The sequence below is a fragment of the Stenotrophomonas thermophila genome, from assembly GCF_001499715.1.
GTDB lineage: Bacteria > Pseudomonadota > Gammaproteobacteria > Xanthomonadales > Xanthomonadaceae > Stenotrophomonas > Stenotrophomonas hibiscicola.
The window spans coordinates 37935-49874 of the sequence record NZ_CVIW01000001.1; the positions used below are offsets into that span (position 1 = coordinate 37935).

Sequence of the window (11940 nt, forward strand, 5' to 3'; positions counted from 1 at the left end):
TACGTAATTATATGGCTCAGCCGAGCAAGGCTGGGCGTTACAGGGATGTGGTGGGCAAAGAAAAACCCCGCCGAAGCGGGGTTTCTCTCAACACATCAGCCATCGCCGGATATCAATCGATATCCAGGAAGCTGCGCAACTGCTCCGAGCGGCTCGGGTGACGCAGCTTGCGCAGGGCCTTCGCTTCGATCTGGCGGATGCGCTCGCGGGTCACGTCGAACTGCTTGCCGACCTCTTCCAGCGTGTGGTCGGTGTTCATGTCGATGCCGAAGCGCATGCGCAGCACCTTGGCTTCCCTCGGGGTGAGGCCGGCCAGCACGTCGCGCACGGTTTCAGACAAGTTGATGTTGGTGGTGTTCTCGATCGGGGACTCCACGTTGGTGTCCTCGATGAAGTCGCCCAGATGGGAATCCTCGTCGTCACCGATCGGGGTTTCCATCGAGATCGGCTCCTTGGCGATCTTCATCACCTTGCGGATCTTGTCTTCCGGCATGTCCATTTCCTTGGCCAGCTCCTCCGGCGTGGCCTCGCGGCCGTACTGCTGGAGCATCTGGCGGGAAATGCGGTTCAACTTGTTGATCGTCTCGATCATGTGCACCGGGATACGGATGGTGCGCGCCTGGTCGGCGATCGAGCGGGTGATCGCCTGGCGGATCCACCAGGTGGCGTAGGTCGAGAACTTGTAGCCGCGGCGGTATTCGAACTTGTCCACCGCCTTCATCAGGCCGATGTTGCCTTCCTGGATCAGGTCCAGGAACTGCAGGCCGCGGTTGGTGTACTTCTTGGCAATCGAGATCACCAGGCGCAGGTTGGCCTCGACCATTTCCTTCTTGGCCTTGCGCGCCTTGGCTTCACCGTAGGCCATGGCACGGCTGATTTCCTTCAGCTCTTCCAGGTCCAGCTGGGTCAGCTTCTCGATGTCGATCGTCGCCTGCTGTTCGGCAATGATCTGGTCCTTCACTTCGCGCAGGGCCGACGACCACTTCTGCTTGCGCTTCAGTGCGTCTTCCACCCATTCCAGGTTGGTCTGGTTGCCTTCCCAGGAACGGATGAAGTCCTTGCGCGGCATGCGCGCGGTGACGGTGGCCAGGTTCAGCACACGGCGCTCATGCGACTTGATGTCGGCCATGGTGTCGCGCAGCTGCTTGGTCAGCACGTCGGTCAGCGGCAGCGGCAGCTTCAGGGTGACGAACACCGCCGACATCTCTTCGCGCAGGCGCGGCAGGTTCTTCTTGTCGCCCTTGGTCGCGGCTTTCTTGAATGCATTGAAGGCATCGCTCAGCGCCTGCATGCGCGCGGCGACTTCCTCCGGGTCCGGACCGGTCGGTGCGGCTTCTTCCTCGCCACCCTCGACATCATCGTCCTCGTCCTCGTCGCCTTCGGCGTCGGCATCGCTGCTGTCATCGGCAGCGACCGCCGGCGGCGCCGGCTCTTCGTCGACCAGATCATTGAACCCGACGATCACTTCGGCCAGGCGCTTCTTGCCTTCCTTGTGGGCTTCGTAGTCGTTCAGCAGCGACTCGACCGACACCGGGAACTGGCCGAGCGCGGCCTGGACCTGGGAGAGGCCTTCCTCGATGCGCTTGGCAATGGCGATTTCGCCTTCGCGGGTCAGCAGCTCGACGGTGCCCATTTCGCGCATGTACATGCGCACCGGGTCGGTGGTACGGCCACCTTCGGTGTCGAGCGCGCTCAGCGCGGCGGCAGCTTCTTCGGCCGCGGTGTCATCGACTTCGCGGTTGCCGGTGTTGCCGTCGTTGAGAAGCAGGGTTTCCACATCCGGCGCAACTTCATGGACATCGATGCCCATGCCGTTGATCATGCCGATGATGTCTTCGATCTGTTCCGGGTCGACCATGTCGTCCGGCAGATGGTCATTGACTTCGGCGTAGGTCAGGTAGCCCTGTTCCAGGCCCTTGCTGATCAGTTGCTTGATTTCGGATTGGGCAGGACGTTCGTTGGCCATGTAGTGCTCGCGCCACCGGCTGGGTAGGAAATAGGGAACGTAGCATTATACCAGCCCGGGGCCCCGCCTGCCGGGCGGTGGTCCCGCAGGCTCAGGGCCGGAGAAGGAAGGTCACAGGACCGTCATTGACCAGGCTGACGACCATATGGGCACCAAACCGGCCTGTTTCCACCCCTGGCGCGTGATTTTCACGGCAGATCTCGACAAATTGATTGAACCCGCGTTCAGCCTCCTCCGGCGCTGCGGCGCTGGTGAAGCTCGGCCGCATGCCCGAACGGGTGTCAGCGGCCAGGGTGAACTGGCTGACCAGCAACAGGCCGCCGCCGGTGTCACGCAGCGACCGGTTCATTTTCCCGGCCTCGTCGGCGAACACCCGGTAGCCCAGCAGGCGCTCGGCCATCCGTCGCAGCTGGGCCTCGGTATCGCCCGGCTCCATGCCCACCAGCGCCAGCAGGCCTGGTCCGATCTGGCCCACGGTTTCATCATCTACATGGACAGCAGCCTGGCTGACACGCTGGATCAGGACGAGCATCTGGGCTTCCAATGAACAGGGCCGGCCACGATAGCAGCGCCCTTGGCTAAACTGGCGCCAATGAATCCGCAACGCAAAGCCCGGCTGGTCCACCGCGCCACCACCCTGTTCGCCCGCCTGCCCTGGCCGCTGCTGCGGGCGTTCGCGCGCACCCTGGCGTGGGCCTGGATCCGTCTCAATGCCCGTGAGAGCCGTGTCACCCGGCGCAACCTCGAACTGGCCTACCCCGACCTGGACAGTGCCGCGCGGGACCGCCTGCATCGCGATCTGCTGCGCTCGACCGCGCTGCAGGCCATCGAGACCCTGCGGCTGTGGAGCCAGAGGCCGGCCGACAACCTGCGCCTGCATCTGAAGCAGCGCCACGGCGAGGCCCTGTATGACGCAGCCCTGGCCAGCGGCAAGGGCGTGATCGTGGCCGCCCCGCACTTCGGCAACTGGGAGCTGCTGAACCAGTGGCTGGCCTCGCGCGGGCACATCGCCATCGTCTACAAGCCGCCTGAAGACGAGGCCAGCGACGCCTTCCTGCAGCTGGTGCGCGGCGGCCAGAACGTGCAGCAGGTGCGCGCAGAGGGCCCGGCCGTACGCCAGCTGTTCAAGGTGCTCAAGGACGGCGGTGCCACCGGCATCCTGCCCGACCAGCAGCCCAAGGCCGGCGACGGCGTGTTCGTGCCGTTCTTCGGCGTGCAGGCGCTGACCATGACCCTGGTCAACCGGCTGGCCGAGCGCACCGGCGCCACCGTGCTGTACGGCTGGTGCGAGCGCATCGGGCCGGACATGCAATTCGCCCTGCACATCGAACCGACCGACCCGGCCGTGGCCGACCCGGACCCGCAGGTGGCCGCCACCGCGCTCAACGCCGGCATCGAGCGCATCGCCCGCCGCGACCCGGCGCAGTACCAGTGGACCTACAAGCGCTATACGTTGCGGCCGCCGGGCAGCGGCGAGGAAGACCCGTACGCAACTGAGGAACACCCCCACTGACGGCCGCCTGCGACCACTGGCCGCACCACGTTGAATACGACGCCGTCGCCCCCATAGAGACTGCGATGTCCGCCTCCCCCGGTCCTGCCATGCCTGCTGCTTCTTCCCTGTTCGGCGATCCGGCCGCGATCCGCTGTGAGCGCGCGGTGGCCGAACTGCGCGCCGGTCGCCCGGTGCTGCTCCACGATGGCCACGGCCAGCGCCTGGCGGTGATCGCGCTGGACAGCGCCACGGCCAGCAGCTTCGCTGCCTTCGCCAATGCCGCCCGCGAGCGGCATTACCTGTTCCTGACCGCCACCCGCGCCCGCGTGCTCGGCGTGGAGGCCCCGCAAGGCGCACGCCTGCCGCTGGCCGGCGTTGCCTTCGATGCCCTCCCCTCGCTGGGCTACCTGCGCGAGCCGGGCCCGATGCCCGACGGCTGGACGGCGGGCGATGCCTTCGATGCCGGCGCGGTGGAGCTGGCCCGCCTGGGCCTGTTGCTGCCGGCGATGGTGGCGGTACGCCTGGACGTTGATGACCGCACCTTCGAGGGTGCCGCCGAGGTGGCCCTGTGCGACCTGGCCGAAGGCGCAGCACATGCGGCCCACGACTACGAACTGGTGGCGCGTTCGCCGGTGCCGCTGCGCGACGTCGGCATGACCACCTTCGCGGTGTTCCGCGGCGGCGTGGCCCAGCGCGACCAGGTCGCGATCATCGTCGGCGAACCGGACCTGTCGGCGGTGGTACCGGTGCGCGTGCACTCCTCATGCCTGACCGGCGACCTGTTCGGTTCGCTCAAGTGCGACTGTGGTGACCAGCTGCGGCGCGGCCTGCGCAAGCTGAAGGAGCTGGGCGGCGGCGTGTTGCTGTACCTGGACCAGGAAGGCCGTGGCACCGGCATCGCAGCCAAGATGCGTGCCTACGGCTACCAGCACGACGGCCTGGACACCATCGACGCCGATGCGCAGCTCGGCTTCGGCGCCGACGAGCGCCGCTACGGCAGTGCGGTGGCCATGCTGCACGGCCTTGGCATTTCGCGCGTGGCGCTGCTCAGCAACAACCCGACCAAGGCACAGCGCCTGCGCAATGCCGGCATCGAGGTACTGGACTGCATTCCGGTCACCGGCGAGATCACCGCCGAGAACGAGCACTACCTGCGCACCAAGGCCGATCGCGCAGGACATCTGCTGGACGTGGATGCGCTGATCCAGGCTGCCCAGTAACGCAGCCGACCTGCTACCGTCTGCGCGGTGCGGCTACCGCCGCCACCGCTCGCCCTGCCACCTGACGGAGCCCGCGTGACCGACATCTCCCTGACCGCTCCGCCCGCCGACGCGTGGCAGTCGCTGCCGCGCCGCGCCGCGCGGCTGGCGGCATTGGAAGGCGCTTTCGGCGGCCTGTTTGTGCCAGGCCTGCCGCTGGCGGCTGCATGGTGGTTCTTCGATCTAACCGGCGGCGCGTGGGTCGCCGCCCTCGGGCTGCTGGCAGGGGCTGCATGTGGCGCATGGCTCAGCCACCGCCGCCTGGTCCGCACCCGTTGGCGGCTGGACGCACAGGGCCTGGGCCTGCGGCGAGACCTGATGTGGCAGCTGGAAACCCGTATTCCCATTTCGCGCGTACAACACCTGGACCTGCGCAGGGGCCCGCTGGAACGCCGTGCAGGACTTGCCACGCTGATCGTGCATACCGCCGGCACCCGCATGAGCGCGGTGACCGTGAGCGGCCTGGATGAAACCGACGCCGAGCGCCTGCGCGACACCCTTTCGCACCAGCTCGACCAGGACGCTGACGCCCTGTGAGCCTGCCACCGCCTCTGCCTGCAGCACTGCGCGCCAGTGGCGAGGACCACCGCCTGCACCCGTGGTCATGGCTGTTCGTGCTGCTGATGCAGCTGCGCCACTACTTCCTGCCGCTGGTCGCACTGCTGGTATTCGGTCAGCGCGGCGACCGCGATCCGATGTGGGCGCAGTTGATCCCACTGTCGGCGATCGCCGCGCTGGTCTTGGTCTCGGTGCTGCAGTACCTCAGCTACCGTTACCGCATCGGCAGCGATGCGATCACCGTGCGCAGCGGTCTGCTTGCGCGCAACCGGCGCGAGATTCCGTTCGCCCGCATCCACAACGTGGAAGTGCGGCAGAATCCGCTGCACCGGCTGTTCGGCGTGGCCGAGCTGCGCCTGGAGTCGGCCGGCGGCGTGCGCCCGGAAGCGGAAATGCGAGTGCTGAAGCTGGACCAGGCGCTGGCGCTGGAACGTCTCGTGCGCCAGCGCGGGCAGGCACCGCAGGCCGCCGACGCTGTCCCCGCGCCTGCGGTCACCGTGGCCGACACCGAACACGTCCTGCTGCGCCTGTCCAGCTGGGACGTGATGCGCATGGGCCTGCTCTCCAATCGGGGCTGGGCACTGGCGGTTGCCGCCTTCGGCGTGCTGTTCCAGACCGTGCCGCGGCCGGTGATGGACGAAGCCATCCAACGTGGTGGCCGCGAGGCTTTCGGTTACGCCAGCCACCTGCACCCCGGCGTAGCAGGCGCTTTCCTGCTGCTGGCCGCCGCACTGCTGCTGGGCTGGCTGGCGCTGCGCGTGCTGTCGGTGGTACTGACCCTGCTGCGCTATCACGGCTTTACCCTCAGCGAGCAGGATCGCCGCCTGACCGTCTCCGCCGGCCTGCTCAGCCGCACCCGCAGCAGTGTCGCGCGTCGCCGCATCCAGGCCTGGACGCTGCGAGAAACCACCCTGCATCGCTGGTTCGGCCTGCGCCAGCTGCGCATCGACAGCGCTGCCGGTGGCCCTGCGCGCGATGAGGACCGCGCCCTGCGCGAGCTGGCACCACTGGCCCAGGCGACGCGCTGCGAGCAGCTGGTGCAGCACCTGTTGCCTCAGCTGCAGTGGCCGCCGACGCAATGGCACTCCATTCCGCAGCGTGGCTGGTGGCGGCTGTGCCTGGGAACGCTGCTGCTGGTACCCCTGCTGGCCGCAGCCGCGTACTGGCGCTGGGGGCCATGGGGCCTGCTGGTGCTGGCGTGGCTGCCGGTGGCGCTGCTGGTCGCTCATCGGCAGATGGCACGCATGGCCTGGCACCTGGACGAGCACTACGTGGCAGTGCGTGGCGGTTGGTGGAAGCGCTGGTGGCGCTGGGCCGAACTGGACAAGGTACAGGGCCTGCGCCTGCTGCGCTCGCCGCTGGACAAGCTGATGGGCACCAGCAGCCTGCAGCTGGATACTGCCGGCGCGCATGGCGATGTGGCATTGACCCTGCACCATCTGCCGCAGGCACAGGCGCAGCAGGTGATGGATCAGCTGGCTGCGGCGCTGGCGCGGCGCAAGCTGCGCTGGTAGGTAGTGCCGGTCGCTGGCCGGCAACCGCAGACATCCCCGAGCTTGCCGGCCAGCGGCCGGCACTACCGCGAGCGGAGGCGCGCATCCACGTACGGCATGGATCTACTCTAGAGCCGAGCCAATGCTCGGCTTACCGCTGCGACGGGCCCCAATAGCCCAGGTCCCTGCGGATCTGCAGATCACGCATCCAGCTGCCGAACGGCTTGCGCCGCAGCGCGCCCATTTCACCAGACAGGAAATCCTCGGTCGCCGTGATCACGCGCTCACTGGACAAGCCATCGCGGTACGGGTGGATGGCGTCGGCATAGCGCACGATCTCCGCCTGCAGCGCCGCGTCCGGGTGCATCGCACGCGTCAGCATCGCCTGCAGCTGCGCAGGATTATTGAAGTCGATCATGTGTGGCTTGGGCACGCGGTTGCGGAAGGTCACCACCGGCTTGTGCTGCACGATGAACTCCGAAACGATCGACGAGGTATCCGACACCAGCACGTCGGCGGCGCGCTGCGCGGACATCACCTGCTCCGGCTCGATGAAGCGGGCATTGGCACCGGCCAGCGCGCGGTAGCGCTCGAACAGTTCCGGCGGACATTTGGGATGCAGGGTCAGCAGCCAGTAGCGCCCACCGGCAGCGATATCGGCGGCGATCTGCGCATGCAGGTGCGGTGCCGCACTCAGCCGCTCGGTGAAGGTCGAACCGAACAGGATCACCGGGCGTCCTCCAGCGGCGGCGCGCAGCGCGGCGCTCTCGCCACCATCGTCGCGGAACAGCGGATCCAGCTTCGGCCAGCCCGTCTCGGCCACCGCGAAGTGGCCCTGCAGGGCCGCGATCTCACGAAACGGCGCGGTGGTGGCCGGCCCCTGCGTGCAGTACAGGTCGAACATGCCGCGCACCCGGAAGTGGCCGCGCGCACTGTCCCGCTTTTCCACGTTGAAGCCGTGGAACAGCTGCACCTTGGCCCCCGAAAGGAACGTCGGCACCCAGTTGGCCGCGCTGAATACCGCCCGCGGACGCATTGCCAGGGCCTGTTTCAGGCCCAGATTGGGCACCCCCGGCAGGCTGCTGCCGGCCGCGCCATCCTCGAACCAGGCTGCTACCTCCTGCCCGGACGCGTGCAAGGCCTGCGCCAACGGGGCGAGAATAGGCAGCGCATAGCGCTCCGTCGCAAACAACAGGTACCCGGCCATCATGTCCTCCACGACCGCTCCCATCGAACGGCCTCGCATTTCGGCGTGCATTATCGCGTTCAACGAGGCCGGGCGCATCGGCGACTGCCTGGCCTCGCTGGCGTTCTGCGATGAGATCGTGGTGGTGGACTCGTACTCCACCGATGCCACCGTCGCCATCGCCGAAGCTGCCGGCGCCCGTGTTCTGCAGCGCCGGTTCGACGGTTTCCGCAGCCAGAAGGCATTCTGCGTCGAGCAGGCCCGCCACGACTGGGTACTGTGCCTGGATGCCGACGAACGGATCAGTCCGGAACTGCGCGCGGCCATCGAACAGGCCCGCGACAGTGGCTTCAGCGGCCATGCCGGCTACCGTTTCGCCCGCCTGTCGGAGTATTTCGGCAGGTTCCTGCGCCATGGCAACGCCTACCCGGACCGAGTGTTGCGCCTGTTCGACCGCCGCCAGGGCGGCTGGCGCGGCAAGCGCGAGATCCACGAGGCTGCCAGCGTCGACGGCAGCGTCGGTACCCTGCGCGGCGACCTGGTCCACTATCCCTACCGCTCATTGCAGCAGCAGCTGGCCAAGACCGAGAAATACGCGCGGATGATGGCCGAGCACGAGTTCGCACGCGGCAAGCGGGCCACGCTGGGCAAGCTGGTGCTGGCGCCGGCCTGGCGGTTCTGGCGCGGCTTCCTGTTCCGTGGCGGCTTCCGCGACGGCTGGCATGGACTGGTCTATGCCTACGTACGCGCCAACTACGTGCGGCAGAAAACCATCATGCTGTGGATGCTGGGCAACGGCCAGGCCGTGGCTGACCCGCCGAACCCCTGATCGCCCGGCCCTGTCCGGGGCGCCGCTGGATCACGCCCCGGTGATTGCCCGGTGGCGCGCGCCCTCGACGATCGACAGGCCGGTCAGCAGGCCGACCAGGGTCACGTAGAAACTGGCTGTCATCTGGTGCGCGAACATCGACTGGGTCAGGCCGCACAGTGCGTAGGTGATCACCAGCATGATGCCGGCTGCGGCCGGCCCCCGGAAGGTCGACCGTCCGCTGCGGCGATGCAGGCGCACGAACAACCAGAGCGGGATGCCATACACCGCCAGCAACAGCAGCAGGCCCGGTACGCCCTGGGTCGCTGCCCATTCGGCAACATCGTTGTGCGCATGCCCCAGGTGGCAACGCAACTCTTCCGGGTTCTCACGGCAGACCGGCACGCGCAGCATCGCGCTGTCGAAATGACCGATGCCAACACCCACCAGCGGGTGGTCGAGGAAGGTCTCCCAGGCCACCTGCAGGCGTTCCACGCGGGCACCGGCGGAAGAATCACTGTCGCCCAACTCCATCCGCTGCACGTCACTGTGCAGCTCGCTCAGGCGGACCTGGTGGCGCAGTTCCGGTACCGACAGCAGCAGGGTCGCACCGATCGCCAGCATGCCTGCGAGCACCGACAGGCGCGCCGCGCCGGTGCGCCAGCGCAGGCTCAACGTCAGCACCACCAGCAGCGCCAGCAAGGCGGCGAACACACCGCGGCTGCCGGTCAGCACGATGGTGCCGCAGCCGGCCGCCATGCCGAGGATCACCAGCGACCAGCGCCGCGACGGGCGACAGAACACCAGCAGCACCATCAAAACCATCACGATGTCGGCCAGCACGATGGCGTTGGTGAACAACTGTGCGCGCGGGGCGCCACCCAGCACCTGCCACAGTGACATCGCGAAGGCGGCGAGCAGGCCGGTCAATGATCCGTACCAGAGCCACCGCACGTCGGGACGCAGCGCGCAGACCCACAGCGCGATCCACGGGATCACCACGAACCGCGACCGGTTGTCGACGTCACGCAGGCCCTGCTCGAACAACACTACCGACATTAGGCCGAGCGCCAGCACCGCCAGCATCAGCCAGGCCAGCAATTTCACCGGCTGGCCGGCCATCCCGCGCGCGCGCCACAGCAGCTCCGGCGCCAGCAGCGTGCTCAGCAGTAGCAGCAGGCCATACGGCAACAGGTTGATGGGCAAGGTCAGCACCAGTGCCGGCAGGCAGAACAGGCCCAGTTGGGCCAGCCCATGCGCCACCCGCTGACGTCCGCCGGCGGGAACGCCCAGCGGATCGCCGGCCATGAGGTTCAGGTTGTCCGGTGAAGCTGGCACGTCGGGAAGTATCGCTGCAATCGGCTGGAAAGAACGGGAAGGGGCGGTGCAGGCCATCCCGGCCTGCTGTTTTACTGCCTTTGGCCCCGCTTGGGCAGACTGGACAAGCAGGAAGGGGGGACTAGCCATGTTCCTGCAGACGCCGTTCACGTTCCCGCTCCGCTGCGGTGACCACGCAGGGCACCTTCACCGCCGCCGCCGGCACCAGCCACCAGCGCCGCCGGTTGGCTACGCCGGCCAGTTCAGAGCGGCTGCGGTCGACGCACGACAGCATTGCGTACTCGTGGACCAGCAACCAACGGCGTTCGGGCGCAAGCCGCTGCCAGCGCGTGGCCGCAATCAGCTGCTCGTCCCAGTCCGACTCGAAACCGAAGGTCGCTGCGGGGCGGTCGGCCAGCAGCAGATGCTGCTCCTTCCAGGCCACCAGCCCAAGCTCGGCATCCGGGCCCAGCCGTGTACCAACCGTGCGCATCAGGCCGCGGGCGGAACTGGAATCGTTCAGCAGCGGGTAGCCGACCAGGCTGTACAGCACCCAGACCATCGCCAGGGTCGACACCAGCGCCAGATGCCGGCGACGACCGCAGGCCAGCAGGCTCAATGCGCCCCACACGCCCATCGCCAGGATCGTCCAGGCCAGCGCGTCGACGGCGCCGGGCGCCAGTCCGCGGCTGTGGGTCAGGCGCAGCTCGAAGGCCGGGTCGCCCAGCACCGCCATCGCGCCAGCCAGGACCAGGCCCAGTGACAGCAGGCCGGTGAACACTCCCACCACGGCCTGCACATCGCGCCGCTTCAGCAGCCCCGGCAGCAACGGCGCCAGCGCCAGGCAGAACATCGGCAGCGCCGGCAGGATGTAGACATCGCGCTTGCCGTCGGGGATCGAGAAGAACAGCACCACCATCAACCACCAGGACAGCGGCAGCAGATAGCGCGGATCGCGCCGGCGCAGCCGCCGCAACCAAGCCGGAAGCGCCCACGGCAGCAGCAGGAACGCGGGAATCCACATCGACGGCATGATCGCCAGGAAGTACCACCAGGGCTGGTGGTGGTCCCACGAGTGCGTATAGCGACGCGCCGTCTGCTGGAACAGGATGTCGTCCATGTACGCGCGGTATTCGTCCGAACCGGTGGCAAAACCGGCCAGCAGCATCGGCGCCAGCCACAACGACACCGCCAGCAGGAAGGCCAGCGGCGCCAGCCAGAAGCGGGCATCGCGCGCGTGCAGTGCCACCCGTGGCCATTGCAGTACCGCAGCGATCACCGCCGGCACGATCATCAGCAGCGCCAGCATGCCCACGCCCTTGGTGATCACGCCGATGCCAGCGAAGAACCAGCCCAGCCACCACCAGCGCCAGCCTGGTCCCAGCAACAGGTGGCGCAGCAGGCCGTAGTTGGCCAGGGTGATGAACAGCAGCAGCAGTGGATCGATCTGCGCCTTCTTCGCCTGGAAGGTGAACTGCAGCGCGAACAGCAGCGCCCAGCCGGCGTAAAGCCCCACCCGCCGTGTCCACAGCCGCCGCCCGAGGTCGACCACGCACCACAGCGTACCCAGTGCCGCCAGCAGCGACGGCAGCAGGAAGGCCACGCGCCACTGCCCGACCAGGCCGTACAGCGTAGCCTGCCACCACATCAGCATCGGCGGCTTGTCCGAATACAACTCGGTACCGCGGTGCGGGAACAGCCAGTGGCCGCTGTCGACCATCTGCTTGGCCACCAGCGCAAAGCGCGGCTCGTCCGATGGCCACGGATCACGAAGGCCCAGCCCGGCCCCCAGCAGCAGCAGGGCCATCGCCACGAACAACCACGTCTCGCGCGACGCGCGGGAATTCAGCATGGGACT

At 67.7% G+C, this 11940-nt stretch carries 10 protein-coding genes; 5 read left to right on the forward strand and 5 right to left on the reverse strand.

Annotation, left to right across the window (positions count from 1 at the left end):
• Positions 1-112 precede the first annotated feature (112 nt).
• Complete coding sequence (gene rpoD / locus BN1263_RS00180) at positions 113-1966, reverse strand: RNA polymerase sigma factor RpoD (protein WP_019660768.1); 1854 nt, start codon at positions 1964-1966, stop codon at positions 113-115.
• 91 nt (positions 1967-2057) lie between these two features.
• Positions 2058-2498 carry a D-aminoacyl-tRNA deacylase gene (gene dtd / locus BN1263_RS00185; RefSeq protein ID WP_019660769.1) on the reverse strand — a complete coding sequence of 147 codons (441 nt, stop codon included), beginning with the start codon at positions 2496-2498 and terminating at the stop codon, positions 2058-2060.
• 60 nt (positions 2499-2558) lie between these two features.
• On the opposite strand from dtd, the gene BN1263_RS00190 reads away from it, so the two are divergent.
• From BN1263_RS00190 to BN1263_RS00205, 4 genes are all read left to right on the forward strand, one after another.
• The gene (locus BN1263_RS00190) at positions 2559-3479 is read left to right on the forward strand and encodes a lauroyl acyltransferase (RefSeq protein WP_058978729.1); all 921 of its coding nucleotides are present in this window, start codon (positions 2559-2561) and stop codon (positions 3477-3479) included.
• Between the two features lie 65 nt (positions 3480-3544).
• Positions 3545-4681, forward strand: a complete 1137-nt coding sequence (gene ribA, locus BN1263_RS00195) for a GTP cyclohydrolase II RibA (RefSeq protein ID WP_019660771.1) — start codon at positions 3545-3547, stop codon at positions 4679-4681.
• A 75-nt stretch (positions 4682-4756) separates the two neighbouring features.
• A complete protein-coding gene (locus tag BN1263_RS00200) occupies positions 4757-5257 on the forward strand; it encodes a PH domain-containing protein (protein WP_058978731.1) in 501 nt (166 codons plus the stop codon).
• Positions 5254-6792: a PH domain-containing protein gene (locus tag BN1263_RS00205; protein ID WP_058978733.1), complete on the forward strand. Its 1539-nt coding sequence runs from the start codon at positions 5254-5256 to the stop codon at positions 6790-6792. Before BN1263_RS00200 ends, BN1263_RS00205 begins: the two co-directional genes overlap by 4 nt.
• Positions 6793-6922: 130 nt before the next feature.
• On the opposite strand, the gene BN1263_RS00210 is transcribed toward BN1263_RS00205, so the two are convergent.
• On the reverse strand, positions 6923-7981 hold the full coding sequence (locus tag BN1263_RS00210) for a CDP-glycerol glycerophosphotransferase family protein (RefSeq protein WP_058978735.1): 1059 nt from the start codon (positions 7979-7981) through the stop codon (positions 6923-6925).
• On the opposite strand from BN1263_RS00210, the gene BN1263_RS00215 reads away from it, so the two are divergent.
• Entirely contained in the window at positions 7980-8786 is an 807-nt protein-coding gene (locus BN1263_RS00215) for a glycosyltransferase family 2 protein (protein ID WP_021203241.1), read from the forward strand. The genes BN1263_RS00210 and BN1263_RS00215 overlap by 2 nt on opposite strands.
• 30 nt (positions 8787-8816) lie before the next feature.
• Here the strand turns inward: BN1263_RS00215 and BN1263_RS00220 are convergent, their stop codons facing one another.
• Positions 8817-10073 (reverse strand): O-antigen ligase family protein, encoded by a 1257-nt coding sequence (locus tag BN1263_RS00220; RefSeq protein WP_058978737.1) that lies wholly within the window; start codon positions 10071-10073, stop codon positions 8817-8819.
• Between the two features lie 151 nt (positions 10074-10224).
• Positions 10225-11934 (reverse strand): ArnT family glycosyltransferase, encoded by a 1710-nt coding sequence (locus BN1263_RS00225; RefSeq protein WP_058978739.1) that lies wholly within the window; start codon positions 11932-11934, stop codon positions 10225-10227.
• Positions 11935-11940: the final 6 nt, after the last annotated feature.